The 15,978-nt window shown below is 75.3% G+C and carries 10 protein-coding genes; 3 read left to right on the top strand and 7 right to left on the bottom strand.

Annotated features, from left to right (window positions below):
* Positions 1-26: 26 nt before the first annotated feature.
* The 6 genes from efeB to ACFVTF_RS09245 form a co-directional block, all read right to left on the bottom strand.
* Positions 27-1,280, bottom strand: coding sequence for an iron uptake transporter deferrochelatase/peroxidase subunit (efeB, locus tag ACFVTF_RS09220; protein WP_387811207.1), 1,254 nt, complete (start codon positions 1,278-1,280; stop codon positions 27-29).
* A 116-nt stretch (positions 1,281-1,396) separates the two neighbouring features.
* Positions 1,397-3,340 carry an FtsX-like permease family protein gene (locus tag ACFVTF_RS09225; protein WP_387811210.1) on the bottom strand — a complete coding sequence of 648 codons (1,944 nt, stop codon included), beginning with the start codon at positions 3,338-3,340 and terminating at the stop codon, positions 1,397-1,399.
* Positions 3,341-3,413: 73 nt separating this feature from the next.
* Positions 3,414-4,154, bottom strand: a complete 741-nt coding sequence (locus ACFVTF_RS09230) for an ABC transporter ATP-binding protein (protein WP_387811212.1) — start codon at positions 4,152-4,154, stop codon at positions 3,414-3,416.
* Positions 4,155-4,228: 74 nt separating this feature from the next.
* Positions 4,229-4,684 (bottom strand): GNAT family N-acetyltransferase, encoded by a 456-nt coding sequence (locus ACFVTF_RS09235; RefSeq protein WP_363584142.1) that lies wholly within the window; start codon positions 4,682-4,684, stop codon positions 4,229-4,231.
* A gap of 123 nt (positions 4,685-4,807) precedes the next feature.
* Positions 4,808-6,367, bottom strand: a complete 1,560-nt coding sequence (locus ACFVTF_RS09240) for a carboxylesterase/lipase family protein (RefSeq protein WP_387811215.1) — start codon at positions 6,365-6,367, stop codon at positions 4,808-4,810.
* 312 nt (positions 6,368-6,679) lie between these two features.
* The gene (locus ACFVTF_RS09245) at positions 6,680-7,954 is read right to left on the bottom strand and encodes an SAV2148 family HEPN domain-containing protein (RefSeq protein WP_371516519.1); all 1,275 of its coding nucleotides are present in this window, start codon (positions 7,952-7,954) and stop codon (positions 6,680-6,682) included.
* A gap of 473 nt (positions 7,955-8,427) precedes the next feature.
* Here ACFVTF_RS09245 and glgX point away from each other — a divergent pair, with 473 nt between their 5' ends.
* The 3 genes from glgX (at position 8,428) to treZ (ending at position 14,976) form a co-directional block, all read left to right on the top strand.
* Positions 8,428-10,650: a glycogen debranching protein GlgX gene (gene glgX / locus ACFVTF_RS09250; protein WP_371516520.1), complete on the top strand. Its 2,223-nt coding sequence runs from the start codon at positions 8,428-8,430 to the stop codon at positions 10,648-10,650.
* 70 nt (positions 10,651-10,720) lie between these two features.
* Complete coding sequence (gene treY / locus ACFVTF_RS09255; RefSeq protein WP_387811218.1) at positions 10,721-13,228, top strand: malto-oligosyltrehalose synthase; 2,508 nt, start codon at positions 10,721-10,723, stop codon at positions 13,226-13,228.
* Positions 13,229-13,230: 2 nt separating this feature from the next.
* Positions 13,231-14,976, top strand: a complete 1,746-nt coding sequence (treZ, locus tag ACFVTF_RS09260) for a malto-oligosyltrehalose trehalohydrolase (protein WP_387811221.1) — start codon at positions 13,231-13,233, stop codon at positions 14,974-14,976.
* Positions 14,977-14,989: 13 nt separating this feature from the next.
* Here treZ and ACFVTF_RS09265 read toward each other — a convergent pair whose 3' ends face one another.
* Positions 14,990-15,883: a transketolase family protein gene (locus tag ACFVTF_RS09265; protein WP_387811224.1), complete on the bottom strand. Its 894-nt coding sequence runs from the start codon at positions 15,881-15,883 to the stop codon at positions 14,990-14,992.
* Positions 15,884-15,978: the final 95 nt, after the last annotated feature.

Raw genomic sequence — 15,978 nt, forward strand, 5'->3', positions numbered from 1 at the left:
GCGGGTGGCCGGGGCGGACCGGGGTGTCAGGTGGTGGTGAGGAGGGTGCGGCCGAGCCAGTCGGTGGTGTCGCGGGCGCCGGGGAGGACGTAGAAGTAGCCGCCGCCGGTGGGGCGGAGGTGGCGGGCGAGGGGTTCGGTGTTGAGGCGGGTCTGGACGGCTTCGAACTGGCGGGCCACGTCCTGCTGGTAGCAGCAGAAGGCGAGGCCGAGGTCGGGTTCGCCGTCGGGGTCGAGGCCGCGGTCGTAGTTGAAGGCGCGGCGCAGGATGCGGCTGTCGCGGGTGCCGTCGGTGCGGGGGTTGGCGAGGCGGATGTGGGAGTCGAGGGGGATGACGGCGCCGTCGGGGTCGTTGCGGTAGTCGGGGGTGTCGGTCTCGCCGGCCGCCCCGAGCGGGGCGCCGTCGTTCTTGCGCCGGCCGATCAGGCGTTCCTGCTGCTTGAGCGGCACCTCGTCCCAGCCGGCGACGAGGGTGCGGATGGCGCGGATGACCTGGTAGCTGCCGCCGGCGGCCCAGCGCGGTTCGTCGCCGCCCTCGCCGACCCAGACGAGGGCGTCCAGCTCGCGGGCGTTCGTGGTGTCGGGGTTCTCGATGCCGTCCTTGAAGCCGAGCAGGTTGCGGGCGGCGCCGGTGGGGCGGGAGCGGTTCTGGAAGCCGTCGAGCTGCCAGCGCGGGCGGATCAGGCCGTTGGTGCTGCGCAGCAGGTCGCGGATGGTGTGCTGGACGGTGTCGCGGTTCTCGGCGCAGATCTGGAGCGAGAGGTCGCCGTGGCATTCGGCGGGGCGCAGCGCGTCGACGGGGAAGGGCCGCATGGCGGTGAGCCGGCGGGGGCGGTGGCGGGTGAGGCCGTAGCGGGTGTCGAAGAGGGAGGCGCCGACGGCGACGGTGACGGTGAGGTCGTCGGTGGGCAGGTCGGGGCCGAGGGTGCCGCTGTCGGAGGGGGCGGAGGCGGGGCCGAGGTCGGGCGGGGTGCCGCCGGCGGTGAGGAAGCGGATGCGGTCGGTGAGGGTGCGCAGGAGGGTTTCGAGGGCCTTGCGGTCGCGGGCCTTGACGTCGAGGGCGAGGAAGGTGCCGTAGCCGGGGGGCGGGTTGGTGATGCCGGCCTGGTGGTGGCCGTGGAAGTCGATGCGCCGGGTGGCGGGGCGGGGCGCGGCCTGGGCGGGGCGGGCGCCGGTGAGGGTGAGGGCTCCGGCGGTGGTGGCGCCGAGGGCGGTGCGCAGCAGGCCGCGGCGGGTGGCGCGGGGGTGTTCGGAGCCGGTGGAGTGCGGGCTGTCGATCATGGACGGGACGCTAACAAGCGGTCGGGCCCGGTACTCGGGTGAGCGCCGCGCCCGACCGCCGGTCACCATCCGTCCGGCCTACTCCCCTCACCCGGCCGAACGTCACCGGCCGACCGTCACCGGGCGCGGGCGAGGGCGATCCGGCTGGGCAGCACGCTGGCGGCGACGGCCAGGGCGAGGCAGACGGCCGCGGCGGCGCCGAGCGGGAGCCAGGGCAGGTGCGGGTCGATGGCGGCCTGGCCGGCCAGGATGCGGTGGTTGAGCAGGGCGGTGGTGCCGTACTGGGTGAGGGCGGTGACGGCGAGGGCCAGGACGGCGGCGGTGGCGACGACCAGGACGGCTTCCAGGGCGACCATGTGCAGCACCTGGCGGCGCAGGGTGCCGGCCAGCCGCAGGACGGTGAAGTCGCGTCGGCGGTCGGCGGCGGACATCACCATGGTGTTGGCGATCGCGATGAGCGCGTACAGCAGGGCGGGGCCGAGGATCGTGGTGGTGGCGATCCACGCGTAGTGGGCGCCGGGGTCGGGGCCGGGGGCGCGGGCGTCGGTGAGTTCGCCGCCGAGCCGGTCGGCGGCCGGGGGTTCGGCGGATAGGTGGACGGCGCCGGGGTGGGCGCCGGCCAGGTGGGCGGTGGTGGCGTCGCCGCTGAGCAGGATCTCGTCGAGGCCCAGCTGGGTGCGGTAGACGAGGGCGAGGCGCAGGGTGGTGACGGTGCCGTCGGCGAGGCGCAGGTGGACCTGGTCGCCGAGGGTCCAGCCGTGGCCGCGGGCCTGGTCGGTGGAGGCGGCGAGAGTGGGCCCGTGCAGGTCGGCGGCGGTGCCCTGGACGACGGGCAGGGTCCAGGCGGTGGCGAGGTCGCCGTCGACGACGGTGGCGGCGGAGGGGGCGGAGGCGGGTGAGTCCTCGCCGGGGTCGGCGAAGTCGGCGGGGGCGGCGCCGAGGCCGGTGACCACGGTGGGGGTGGTGGCGGTGGCGCGCAGGCCGGGCCGGTCGGCGGTGAGCCGGTGTGCGGCGTCGTCGGGCAGCGGGGTGGCGCCGGGGCGCAGCACGTACCGGGCGGCGGTGGTGGCCCGGTTCTGGGCGGTCATGGCGTCGGCGAAGGCGGCGGTGGAGCCGATGACGGTGCCGGTGAGGGCGATGGTGAGGAAGGCGGGGGTGGCGGTGGAGACGGTGCGGCGGACGGCGGTGAGCGCGTTCTGCCGGGCGAGCAGGGGTGCGGCGCCGACGGCGCGGGCCAGTGGCGCGCTGAGCGCCCGGACCAGGGGCGGGACGATCAGCGGGGCGAACAGGGCGAGGGCGGTGATCGTCAGCAGGTCGGCGCCGAGGACCCACTGGGAGGCGAGCTGCGGGTCGGCCGGCTGGTCGCCGGGGGCGGCGGGCATGGTCGGGGCGGCCAGGTAGTAGCCGACGGTGCCGGCCAGGGCGAGCAGTCCGGCGAGGGCGCAGGCCCAGCGCACGGGCGTCATGGCGGTGCGGTCGACGGCGGCGTCGCCGAGTGCCTCGACGGCCCGGACCCGGCCGGCGCGCAGGGCGGCGGTGACGGCGCCGAGCAGGGCGACGAGCAGGCCGACGACGGCGGCGGTGAGCAGCGGGGCGGGGGCCGGGTGCGCCGCGAAGCCGTCCGGGGCGGCGCCGCGGGCGACCAGCCAGGCGGCGAGGGCGGGCGCGCCGGGCAGGGCGAGCAGGCAGCCGGTGACGGCGGCGGCGAGGGCGACGACGGCGGCCTCGCCGGTGATCAGCCCGACGACCTGGCGGGGGGTGGCGCCGACGGCGCGCAGCATCGCGATCTCCTGGCGGCGCTGGGCGACGGCGAAGGCGAAGGTGCCGGCGACGACGAAGAGGGCGACGAAGGCGGCCATCGCGGCGCTGAACAGGAGCACCTTGTGGAGGGAGGGCGCGCCGAGCGGGGAGTCGTCGCCGGCGGTGTTGTCGAGCAGGGTGCCGGTGGTGGCGACCAGGGTGACGCCGAGGGTCAGGGCGAGGTAGGAGCCGGCGAAGGCGGCCTTGCGGCGGCGCAGTGCGGCGGCGGCGACGGGCAGCAGGGTGACGAGGGATCTCATGCGCCCACCTCGCCGCGCTCGGCGGGGGCATTCGCCCGCGCGCACCTCTCGATGATGAACTCGCTCCGCTCGTTCATGCCGCCGTCTCCAGGGCGGTCATCCGCTCGGCGATCTGCGGGGCGGTGGGGTGGTCGAGGTCGGCGACGAGGCGGCCGTCGGCGAGGAAGAGCACGCGGTCGGCGTAGGAGGCGGCGACCGGGTCGTGGGTGACCATGACGGTGCTCTGGCCGTCGCGGTCGACGAGTTCGCGCAGCAGGGCGAGGACGTCGCGGCTGCTGGCGCTGTCGAGGGCGCCGGTGGGTTCGTCGGCGAAGAGCACCTGCGGGCGGGTGATCAGGGCGCGGGCGATGGCGACGCGCTGCTGCTGGCCGCCGGAGAGCTGGGAGGGCAGGTGTCCGGTGCGTTCGCCGAGGCCGACCTGGGCGAGGGCGCGGTGGACGTCGGCGCGGTCGGGGCGGCGCCCGGCCAGGCGTAGCGGCAGGCCGACGTTCTGTTCGGCGGTCAGCGAGCCGACCAGGTTGAAGGCCTGGAAGACGAAGCCGAGCTTCTCGCGCCGCAGGACGGTCAGCCGGTTCTCGGTGAGTGCGGCGAGGTCGGCCCCGTCGAGGACGACCCGGCCGTCGTCGGGCCGGTCGAGCCCGGCGGCGCACTGGAGCAGGGTGCTCTTGCCGGAGCCGGAGGGGCCCATGACGGCGGTGAAGGTGCCGCGGGCGAAGTCGACGTCCACTCCCCTGAGCGCGTGGACGGCCTCCGGCCCGGTCCCGTAGGTGCGGTGCAGTTGTTCGAGGCGCAGTACGGCCCCGTCATCCCCCATGATCATCACGGGGGCTATGACTACCACGGCCGCCCCTGCTCCGACCAGCCCTGACTGCCGGCGGCGGGCGCGGTTCAGGCGGCGGGCTCGCGGACCAGGTAGACGTCGATCGGGTCCTCGTGGTCGAGGACGAAGCCGTGGCGTTCGTAGAGGCTGCGGGCGGGGCTGCCCTGGAGGACGTCCAGGCGCACGGGCTCGCCGGCGGCGTCGGCCTGGGCGAGGAGGTGGCGCAGGACGGCGGTGCCGAGGCCGCGGCCCTGGTGGGCGGGGGCGAGGTAGAAGTGCTCGATCCAGCGGCCGCCCTGTTCGGCGGGGCGGACGGTGACGGAGCCGGCGAAGGCGCCGTCGACGAGGATGACGGAGCTGTGGCGGCTGGAGAAGCCCGCCCGCAGGCGCCGGCGGACCCGGTCGTCGTCGTAGCGGCCGAGGCGTTCGAGGTCGGCGCGCAGGACGACGGCCTTGAGTTCGGCGACGGGTTCGACGTCGGCGGCGGTGGCGGGGCGCAGGGTCCAGGCGGGGAGGCTGTTCACGGCCCGCAGTGTGGCAGCGGCCGCGCCGCCCTGGCCAGCGGGTTTCAGGGGCCGGACACCGGGACGGGGCGTGCCGAGGGGGTCGGGCGGCGGCCCGGCCCCCTGTTCCGACGGCGGTTCGGCTCAGCGGGTGCCGAGGTCCAGGGCGGGGAAGGAGTAGTCGTCCCAGAGGGCGCGTTCGTCGTCGTGCGGGGCGTACTGGACGCTGGGGTTGAGGTCCCAGATCCGGGTGGCCCGCGCGTCGGCGGTGTAGGACGGCCAGCCCGGGTCCCCCTGGCGGGCGAAGGAGGCCCAGGCGTCGGCCATCCGCTCGGACAGCCGGGTGAGTTCGGGCCGCTGGGCGGCGACGGTCTGCGCGCCGCGCGGGATCGCGCCGAGGTCCAGGCCGCCGAAGACGAAGGGCAGTTCCAGGGTGTGCATGGCGCCCAGGTTCTGGGCGGCGGGCAGGCCGGGGACGTAGGGCACGTGCCAGTCGAACTGGTAGACGTAGGTGGGCCGCCAGCGGGACTGGGCCTCGGCCAGGCGCAGGGTGGGGATCCGCTCGGTCTGGTCGGTGAGCATCGCGTTCACCACCCGGCCCTCGGTGGCCCCGGGGCGGTCGGCAGCGTACCGGTCGTACATCTGCTGTTTGCGGTCGGCGAGCACGGGGGGCAGGTTGCGGTAGGCGCTCAGCGGGAGGTCCGGCAGCGTGGGGTCGAACAGCGCCCAGTAGTCGGTCTCGTTCTCGGTGGTGCCGGTCATCACGTCGACGTCGCGGGCGCTGCCGGCGGCGATCCGTTCGACGACCGGGCCGGGCACCAGCGCCCCGTCGACGGACGGGCCGAAGAAGACCGCGGAGGACAGTCCGGAGAGCCCGTGCTGGACCTGTTCCTGGAGTTCGAGGACCTGTGGGGTGCTCAGCCGGTCGAGGTCCGCGACGGTGTGGATGCCGCCGGTGGCGAAGACCTTTCCGGCGGTGGCCCGCGCGGCGGCCGCGGTGTGCACCAGGTAGCCGGGCCCGCTCTCGACGATGGCGTGCCGGAAGAGCTGCTCGGGGTGGTCGCCGGCCAGCAGGGCGCTGATCGAGATCGCGCCGGCCGACTGGCCGAAGACGGTGACGTTGCCCGGGTCGCCGCCGAAGGCGCCGATGTGCCGGCGCACCCAGGTCAGCGCGGCGGTCTCGTCGCGCAGCCCGTTGTTGCCCGAGCCGGCGTAGGACGGGTCGAGCGCGCCGAGTTCCGTCCAGCCCAGGATGCCGAGCCGGTAGTCCAGGTTCACCACGACGGCGTCGCCGCGCTCGGCCAGCAGGCCGCCGTCGAAGACGGGCTGGCCGGCGGCGCCGAGTTCGTCCGCGCCGCCGTGCAGGAAGACCATGACGGGTTTGCGGGCGCCTCCGCCGTGCGCCGACCACACGTTGAGGTACAGGCAGTCCTCGGTGCCGCCGCCGCCCGCGCTCAGGTCCTGCGGGCAGCCGGGGCGGGTCTGGGTGGCGCGCAGCGTTCCGGGCCAGGGCGCGGCGGGCTGCGGCGGGCGGAAGCGGCGCTCGCCGGTGGGCGGCGCCGCGTACGGGACGCCCAGGTAGGCGCAGCGGCCGTCCTGGGCCACCCCCTGGAGGCGGCCGACGGAGGTCGCCGTTCGGCAGCCGCCCGCCTCCCGGGCCTCGGCGGGGCCGGCCGGCAGCAGGCCCAGCAGGGTTGCCGCCACGCCGGCCAGTGCGAGCGGCCAGCGCCGGGGGGCGGTTCCCGCCCCAGGCCCCGTCCCGGGCCCTTCGCGCAGCCTTCCGCGCGCTGCCCCCCGTCCTGCCCCCCGTCCTGTCCCGCTTACTGTCCCGTGCTCTGTTCCGTACACCACGGCGCACTCCCCTCGACGTCGTCGCGCCGCTCGTGCGGCCGCGACCCCGTCTCCAGCTTGCGCGGCGCGGCCCGGGGGTGTCGCCGCCGCAGGGATGGAGTTCCGGGTCTCCACCCGGGGGTGGAGAGAGGGGAATTGACGGCCGATCAGAAGCGGAGGGCGGGTTCAGGACACCGGCCGGGAGTCGCCCCAGGCGCCCTCGAACTCCTCGCGGTAGACCTCCAGCAGGCCCTGTTCGCTGCCGCCGGGCTGCTGGCCGGCACCGCCGCGCAGCACCAGGGCCGGGGACTCCATGCCCCGGGCGCGGCGCAGGTAGGGCTGGATGACGCCGAGGTCGCGGCTCTGGCGGCGGCCGCCGACCTGGCCGGTCGGACGGGGGCCCTCGACGAGGTAGGCGGTGAAGCGCGGGGTCTCGTCGAAGACCCGGATCTCGAAGCCGCCCTGGTCGCGCAACCGGGCCCGCACCCGGCGCACGTGCATGATGTTCATCTCGATGGAGCGCGACAACTCGCCTCGCCCGAGGCCGAGTTCGCGCTCCCGGCGGCGGACGGCGCTGCTCGCCGGGTTGAGGAAGAGCAGACGGACCCGGCAGCCGTCGCCGGCCAGGCGCACCAGCCGCTTGCCGGTGTAGTTCTGGCAGAGCATGCCGAGGCCGATGCCGAGCGCGTCCAGCCGCCGGGCGCCGTCCAGCAGGTCCTCGACGGGCAGGTCGCGCTGGAGGCGGACGCGGTCGGCGTGCACGGCGACGACGTCCGCGTACCGGCCGGCCACCAGCGACTCGACGACGTCGGCGGGCACGCCGCCGGCGCCGCCGTCGAGGACGGCGAGCAGGCGGGCGGCGGCGCGTTCGGTCTGGGCGAGGACGGTCTGGGTGAGCACCCGGTTGCGGGAGACCACGTGCCGGGCCACTTCCAGTTCGTCCAGGGCGAGTTCGATCTCGCGCCGGTCGGACAGGTAGGGCTCGAAGCAGGGCCAGTGCTGGACCATCAGCTCGCGCAGCTGGGGCAGGGTGAGGAAGACGAGCGGGTCGTCGTCGGCCGGGTCGAGCAGGTAGCCCTTGCGGCGGCTGACCTCGCGGACGGCGCCGGCCCGGTGCGCCCACTCCTCGCCGGCGGGGCCGGCGGCGGCGGTGACCCAGTCCTCGCCGTGGGCGGGGGCGTAGATGGGGTGCAGCACCTCGTCGACGAGGGAGCGCAGCCGCTGCTCGACGAGGTTGAGCCAGACGTAGGCGCGGCCGGACAGGCGGACCCGCTGGTAGGCGTCCTCCCATTCGGCGGCGGACCAGGCGAGAGCGGGGACCTCGACCGGGCCGCCCTGGGCGGGCACCAGGGGGCGGCCGGACAGGGTGGGGCGCATGACGACCGTGGGCGCCTCGCTGCGGGCGCCGCCCCGGTCGGGGCCGTCGGGCCCCGGGCCGCGGCCGCCGGCGGGGAACACCATGCGCCACCTCACCTGGTTTGCTGCTCTACGCTCCGCCCCCGCGCGACTGATGGAGCGCCACCGGCCCGGGGACGGCCGGACGATCAAGGGTACTGCCCGCCGCGAGCGGTGTGCAGCCGGATGGCCCACGGGGCCCGGCACCACCACCAGGCCCACCCTTCACAGACCCACGCCCCCCGCAAGCCCCGCGCGTCGCAGGCCCCGATCACCACCGGCCCCTCCGATCACGGGCCCCGCTCGCCACCGGCCCGCGCTTATCACAGGAATGCCGACTGGACACCCGTTCGGGCGAACCGGCAGCACATGTCCCGGCCGCCGGGGGAAGGCTCGGGGAGTATGCGCACTGTGCCGTGCGTCACGGCGCGCGAGCGCCGCACATGCCCGGCCGCCCGGCCGGGAAGAGAGCGTCCGGGTCCGGGCACGTTATCGGACTACACGTCAGTTTCCGTTGAGTGCAAGGAAGTTGAGGACTCATGCAGGTCTGGCCCGGTAAGCCCTACCCCCTCGGCGCCACCTACGACGGGGTCGGCACCAACTTCGCGGTGTTCTCCGAGAGTGCCGACCGGATCGAGCTGTGCCTGATCGACGAGGACGGCTCGGAGACGGCCGTCGAGCTGCGCGAGACGGACGCCTTCGTCCGGCACGCCTACCTCCCCGGCGTCCAGCCCGGCCAGCGCTACGGCTTCCGCGTCCACGGCCCGTACAACCCCGGCCTCGGCCAGCGCCACAACAGCGCCAAACTGCTGCTGGACCCGTACGCCAAGGCGATGAGCGGGCACATCGACTGGGACGAGGCCGTCTACGGCTACCACTTCGGCGCGCCCGAGCGCCGCAACGACCTCGACTCGGCCCCGCACACCATGCACTCGGTCGTGATCAACCCGTACTTCGACTGGGGCACCGACCACCCGCCGCGCACCGACTACCACCGCACCGTCATCTACGAGGCGCACGTCAAGGGCCTCACCCGGCTGCACCCCGGCATCCCCGAGGAGATCCGCGGCACCTACGCGGGCCTGGCCCACCCGGCGGTGATCGAGCACCTGGCCAAGCTCGGCGTCACCGCGATCGAGCTGATGCCGGTGCACCAGTTCGTCCGCGACCACCGGCTGCGCGACCTGGGCCTGACCAACTACTGGGGCTACAACACCATCGGCTTCTTCGCCCCGCACTCCTCCTACGCCTCCAGCGGCGACCGGGGCCAGCAGGTGCAGGAGTTCAAGTCGATGGTCAAGGCGCTGCACGCGGCCGGGATCGAGGTGATCCTGGACGTCGTCTACAACCACACCGCCGAGGGCAACCACCTCGGGCCGACGCTGTCCCTGCGCGGGCTGGACAACGTCTCCTACTACCGCCTCGCCCAGGACCAGCGGTTCTACGAGGACACCACCGGCACCGGCAACAGCCTGCTGATGCGCAGCCCGCACGTGCTCCAGCTGATCATGGACTCGCTGCGCTACTGGGTCACCGAGATGCACGTCGACGGCTTCCGCTTCGACCTCGCCGCCACCCTGGCCCGGCAGTTCCACGAGGTCGACCGGCTCTCCTCCTTCTTCGACCTCGTCCAGCAGGACCCGGTGGTCTCCCAGGCCAAGCTGATCGCCGAGCCCTGGGACCTCGGCGAGGGCGGCTACCAGGTCGGCAACTTCCCGCCGCTGTGGACCGAGTGGAACGGCATGTACCGGGACACCGTGCGCGACCTGTGGCGCGGCGAGACGGCCGCCCTCGCCGAGTTCGGCTCCCGGCTCACCGGCTCCTCCGACCTCTACCAGGACGACGGCCGCCGCCCCATCGCCTCCATCAACTTCGTGACCTGCCACGACGGTTTCACCCTGCGCGACCTCGTCTCCTACAACGACAAGCACAACGAGGCCAACGGCGAGGACAACCGCGACGGCGAGTCCTTCAACCGCTCCTGGAACTGCGGTGTCGAGGGCCCCGGCACCGACCCGGCCGTCGAGGAGCTCAGAGCCCGCCAGCAGCGCAACTTCATCGCCACCCTGATGCTCTCCCAGGGCGTGCCGATGCTCTCCCACGGCGACGAGCTCGGCCGCACCCAGCAGGGCAACAACAACGCCTACTGCCAGGACAACGAACTCACCTGGGTGCACTGGCCGGACGGCGACGGGCCCGAGACGCGGCTGCTGGAGTTCACCCAGGGGATGATCTGGCTGCGCCGCGACCACCCGGTGTTCCGGCGGCGGCGCTTCTTCCACGGGCGGCCGGTCCCCGGGCGCCCCGGGCCGGGGACGCTCGCCGCCGGCGGACGCCCCGCCGGCGGCCACCTCTCCGGCGGTCGCCCCTCGGGCGGCCACCCGTCCGGCGGCCACGACTCGGGCGGCTACGACGACCTCACCGACATCGCCTGGTTCACCCCCGGCGGGGAGGAGATGACCAAGCGCAACTGGGGCGCCAGCTACGCCAAGTCGCTGACCGTCTTCCTCAACGGCTACGCCATCTCCGAGCCGGACCGGCGCGGCGGGCGGATCGTCGACGACTCCTTCCTGCTGATGTTCAACGCGCACTTCGAGCCGCTGGAGTTCACCCTGCCCGCCGACCACGGGCAGGAGTGGCAGGTCGTGGTCGACACCGCGCAGCCCCGGCTGCCCGCCCCGGGCGCGGGCGCGCGGGTCAAGGCCGGGGACGCGCTGTGGCTCACCGACCGCTCGCTGATGGTGCTCCAGCGGCCGGCCTGACACCCTGCGCTCACCTGTTCGGACCAGCAGCGGGTCTTGGCGGCGGGCTCCCCCGGGTACTCATGGACCTATGACCTCCGCCGCCGAGCCCGCACCGCCCCGCCCGGCCGCCACCTCCCCCTCATCCGCCACCCCTACCGCCACCGCCACGGCCCCCACGGCCAGCTACCGCCTCCAGCTGCAACCCGGCTTCACCCTCCACGACGCCGCCGCCGCCGTCCCCTACCTCGCCGCCCTCGGCGTCTCCCACCTGCACCTGTCCCCGCTGCTGGAGGCCGCCCCCGGCTCCACCCACGGCTACGACACCGTCGACCACGGCCGGGTCAGCGAGCAGCTCGGCGGCGAGGGCGCCCTGCGCGCGCTGGCCGACGCCGCCCACCGGCACGGCCTGCGGCTGCTCGTCGACGTGGTGCCCAACCACATGGCGGTGCCCGTCCCCGAGCGGCTCAACCAGCCGTTGTGGCAGGTGCTGCGCGACGGCCCCGACTCGCCGTACGCGCGCTGGTTCGACATCGACTGGGCGGCCCAGCCCGGCCCCGTCGACGCCCCGGCGCGCGGCCGGGTGCTGCTGCCGCTGCTCGGCGACCGGCTCGGCGCCGTGCTGGACCAGCTGGTGGTGGACGGCGAGGTGCTGCGCTACCACGACCACGAGCTGCCGCTGCGGCCCGGCACCTCGGGGCTGCCGCCGGCCGAGCTGCTCGCCCGCCAGTGGTACCGGCTCGCCTGGTGGCGGCTGGCCCGCACCGAACTGAACTACCGGCGCTTCTTCACCGTCAACGAGCTGATCGCCGTCCGGGTCGAGGAGCCCGAGGTGTTCGCCGCCACCCACGCCACCCTGCTGCGGCTGCACGCCGACGGCGTCGTCGACGGCTTCCGGATCGACCACCCCGACGGGCTCGCCGACCCGCGCGGCTACCTGCGCCGCCTCGCCGGCGCCACCGGCGGCGCGTACACCGTCGTCGAGAAGATCCTCACCGGCGACGAGCGGCTGCCCGCGGACTGGCCGGTCGCCGGGACGACCGGCTACGACGCGCTGCGCCGCATCGACGGCGTGCTCACCGACCACGCGGGCGCCTGCCGGCTGGCCGGGGCGTACGCGGCGTTCCTGACCGGCTCCGCGCCGGACGGCGAACCCTGCGCCGACCCCCACCCGGCGGTCGCCGCCGCCCGGCGCGGGCGGGCCGACATGACCGCGCCGCACGGCGAGCTGGCCGCCGAGGTCGACCGGCTGGTGCGGATCGCGCTGCGGATCGGCGCCGCCGAGCCCGCGCACGCCGACCACGCGCCCTGGCAGCTGCGCGCGGCGCTGCGGCGGCTGTTCACCGGCTACCCGGCGTACCGGCCGTACGCCCGGCCCGGGGAGCCGGTACCGCCGGCCTCCGCCGAGCAGCTGCGCGCGGCGCTGGGCGGCTCGGGCGACCCGACGGACCGGCTGGTCGCCGCCCTGGCCCTCGGGAAGCTGGGGAGCGGACCGGACAAGGACGAGTTCTGCGAGCGCTTCGCGCAGACCGCCGCCGCCGTCGCCGCCAAGGGCGTCGAGGACACCGCCTTCTACCGGTGGAACGCGCTGCCCGGCCTCAACGAGGTCGGCGGCGAGCCCGGCCGGCCGGGGCTGCCCCCGGCCCGGTTCCACGACTGGTGCCGCTACCTGGAACGCGCCTGGCCGCACAGCATGACCGTGCTGTCCACCCACGACACCAAGCGCAGCGCCGACGCCCGCGCCCGGCTCGCCGTCCTCGCCGAGCAGCCCGAGGCCTGGGCCGCCGAGGCCGCCGCCTGGTCCACCGCCGCCGGGCCCGGCCCCCACGGCGATCACGACGACGAAAGCGACCCAGGTGCCCGCGACGGCGACTGGCTGCTCTGGCACACCCTCGTCGCCGCCTGGCCGATCGACCCCGACCGGCTCGTCGCCGCCCTCCTCAAGGCCGCCCGCGAGGCCAAGCTGCACACCTCCTGGACCACCCCCGACGCCCGCTTCGAGCAGGCGCTCACTGTGCGCGCCCGCGCCGTCCACACCAACCCCGGACTGCTGCCCCGGATCGAGGGCCTGGTGCACGCCCTCGCCCCCTACGCCCGCGCCAACACCCTCGCCGCCGCGCTGCTGCACCTCACCGTCCCGGGCGTGCCCGACCTCTACCAGGGCAGCGAGGAGCCGCTGTACACCCTCGTCGACCCGGACAACCGGGGCGTGGTGGACCTCGGCGCGCTCGCCGTCCGGCTCACCGACGCGGCCGCCCCGCGCCCCGGCGACCTCGCCCGCGAGAAGCTGCACCTCACCAGGGCGGCGCTGCACCTGCGGCGCGACCGCCCGCTCGGGCCCTACCGGCCGCTGGCCGCCGCCGGCCCCGCCGCCGACCACCTGCTGGCCTTCGCCCGCGGCGCCGACGTGGTCACCGCCGTCACCCGGCTCCCGTACGGGCTGGAACGCGCCGGCGGCTGGCGCGGCACCGTCCTGGAGCTGCCGGAGGGCGGGCCCTGGACGGACCTGCTGACGCTGCGGACCCACCCGGCGGGCCCGGTGCCCGTCGCGCGGCTGCTGGCGGACCGGCCGGTGGCACTGCTGACGAGGAGGAGCTGAGCGTGCGGACCTACGAGGTGTGGGCGCCCCTGGCCACCGACCGGGTCGAGGTCGAGGTCGACGGCTCCGCCCATCCGCTGGCCCGGTGCCCGCAGCGCCCGGGCTGGTGGACCGGCGGCGCTCCGGCCGGCGACTACGCCTTCCGCCTCGACGGCGGGCCGCCGCTGCCCGACCCCCGCTCCCCCTGGCAGCCGCACGGCCCCGACGGCCCCAGCCGCCCGGTCGACCACGCCGCGTTCCGCTGGTCGCGGACCGGCTGGCGCGGCCGCGCGCTGCCCGGCGCCGTGCTGTACGAGCTGCACATCGGCACCTTCACCCCCCGCGGCACCTTCGACGCCGCCGCCGAACACCTCGACCACCTCGTCGAGTTGGGCGTCGACTTCGTCGAACTGATGCCGGTCTGCCCGTTCCCCGGCCGGCACGGCTGGGGCTACGACGGGGTCTCACCGTGGGCCGTGCACGAGCCGTACGGCGGGCCCGAGGGGCTGAAGCGCTTCGTCGACGCCGCCCACCGCAAGGGCCTCGGCGTGGTGCTGGACGTCGTCCACAACCACCTCGGCCCCTCCGGCAACCACCTTCCCGCGTACGGCCCGTACTTCACCGACCGGCACCACACGCCGTGGGGGGCGGCGGTCAACCTGGACGCCCCCGGCTCCGACGAGGTGCGCCGCTACCTGATCGGCAGCGCGCTCGGCTGGCTGCGCGACTACCGGATCGACGGCCTGCGGCTGGACGCCGTACACGCCCTCGCGGACGACCGGGCCGTCCACTTCCTGGAGGAACTGTCCCACGAGGTCGAGAAGTTGGCCGTCGCGACCAACCGCCCGCTGTTCCTGATCGCCGAATCCGACCTCAACACCCCGCACACCACCGCCCCCCGCGCGGCCGGAGGCCAGGGCCTCACCGCGCAGTGGAGCGACGACTTCCACCACGCCCTGCACTGCGCGCTCACCGGCGAATCCCAGGGCTACTACGGCGACTTCGCCCGCCGCCCGCTCGCCGCCCTCGGCAAGACGCTCACCCGCGGCTTCTTCCACGACGGCACCTGGTCCGGCTTCCGCGGCCGCGGCCACGGCCGCCCCTTCCCCCCGGACGGCGGGCACCGGCTGCTCGGCTACCTCCAGACCCACGACCAGATCGGCAACCGGGCCCTCGGGGACCGCATCTCCACCTGCCTCACCGCCGGCCGGCTCGCCTGCGGCGCCGCGCTGGTGCTCACCTCGCCGTTCACCCCGATGCTGTTCATGGGCGAGGAGTGGGGCGCGGCCACCCCCTGGCAGTACTTCACCGACCACACCGACCCGCAGCTCGCCGAGGCCGTCCGGCAGGGCCGGCGGCGGGAGTTCACCGACCACGGCTGGGCCGCCGAGTCCGTCCCCGACCCGCAGGAGCCGGCCACCGTCCTGCGCTCCGTCCTCGACTGGACCGAGCCCCGGCGCGCCCCGCACGCCGAACTCCTCGCCTGGCACCGGACGTTGATCCGGCTGCGCCGCGACCGGCCGGAGCTGTCCGACCCCGACCTCGGCGCGGTGCGGGTGGCGTACGACGAGGCGGCGCGCTGGCTGGTGGTGCACCGCGGGCCGTACCGGATCGCCGTCAACCTCGGCCCCGCCGAGGCCGCTCTGCCGCTGGACGGGACCGGGCGCGAACTGGTCGTGGCCTTCGGGGCGGCGGCGCTGGACGGGACGGCGGTACGGCTGGGGGCGGACGCGGTGGCGGTCGTCGCGGTGGCGGTCGTCGCGCCCTGACCCACCACGGGCGTCACCAGAGGAAGGTGGCGATCCGCTCCCGCAGCGAGGCCGCGTCCAAGCCGTAGGCGGTCAGGTGCTCCGGGATCGATCCGTAGTGCCGGTGCTCCTCGCGCGGCACGCCCAGGCCCAGCACCCGGTGCGGGCGGTCGGCCAGCGCGGCGTGCGCCTCGTTCGCCGAGGTGCCCGCCAGGTACGGCTCCACCAGCACCACGTCCGCCCGCTCCCCCAGCGCCGCCCGCAGCCCGGCCGCGTCGAAGGGGCGCACCGTCGCCGCGTACAGCACGCTGGTGTCCAGGCCCTCGGTGGCCGCGAGCACCGCGTCCAGCATCGGCCCGACCGCGAGGACCACGCCGCGCGAGCCCTGCCGCACGGTGGTGAACCGGCCCGGCTCGACCGGCAGGGCCTGCGCGTTCCGGTGCTCGGAGAGGCGGACGTAGACGTTGCGGTCGCCGTCCGCGACGGCGTGGCGCAGCAGTTGCTCGGCCTCGTCCGGGTGGCCCGGCACGTGGACCGTCCAGTCCGGCAGGGTGTCCAGCAGGGCGACGTCGCCCGGGGACATGTGGGTGCGGCCGCCGGCCGGCCAGTCGTAGGAGCCGGCCGCGCTCACCAGGACGGCGCCGACGCCCTGGTGGACAAGGTCCAACTTGACCTGCTCGAAGGGCCGTTCGACGATGAAGCTGGCGAAGGTGTGGGCGATCGGGCGCATCCCGGCCAGCGCCAGGCCGCCGGCCGCGCCGATCAGCAGTTGCTCGCGGATGCCGACGTTGACCACCCGGTCCGGGTGGCGCTGCTGGGCCGGGGCGAAGGCGGCCGCACTGATGTCGGCGAGCACCACGGCCAGCCGGGGGTCCTCGTCCAGCAGGCGGCTGGTGACGTCGATGAAGCGCTCGCGCATGGTGTCCATCGGTGAAGTGCCTTTCGGTTCGTGCTGGTCGGCGATTGCGTGCTGATTGGTGCCTGCGTGGGGGTTTTCCGGCTCAGGAGTCCTTGGGCCGGGAG

Origin of the sequence: Kitasatospora sp. NPDC057940, assembly GCF_042887425.1 — a bacterium.
Taxonomy (GTDB): domain Bacteria; phylum Actinomycetota; class Actinomycetes; order Streptomycetales; family Streptomycetaceae; genus Kitasatospora.

What these genes read in the sequence shown, in the direction of transcription:
- ACFVTF_RS09230 (WP_387811212.1), bottom strand. Translation starts at nt 4,154, where the DNA reads ATGGGGGATGACGGGGCCGTACTGCGCCTCGAACAACTGCACCGCACC.
- glgX (WP_371516520.1), top strand. Translation starts at nt 8,428, where the DNA reads ATGCAGGTCTGGCCCGGTAAGCCCTACCCCCTCGGCGCCACCTACGAC.
- efeB (WP_387811207.1), bottom strand. Translation starts at nt 1,280, where the DNA reads ATGATCGACAGCCCGCACTCCACCGGCTCCGAACACCCCCGCGCCACC.
- ACFVTF_RS09245 (WP_371516519.1), bottom strand. Translation starts at nt 7,954, where the DNA reads ATGGTGTTCCCCGCCGGCGGCCGCGGCCCGGGGCCCGACGGCCCCGAC.
- ACFVTF_RS09265 (WP_387811224.1), bottom strand. Translation starts at nt 15,883, where the DNA reads ATGGACACCATGCGCGAGCGCTTCATCGACGTCACCAGCCGCCTGCTG.
- ACFVTF_RS09225 (WP_387811210.1), bottom strand. Translation starts at nt 3,340, where the DNA reads ATGAGATCCCTCGTCACCCTGCTGCCCGTCGCCGCCGCCGCACTGCGC.
- treY (WP_387811218.1), top strand. Translation starts at nt 10,721, where the DNA reads ATGACCTCCGCCGCCGAGCCCGCACCGCCCCGCCCGGCCGCCACCTCC.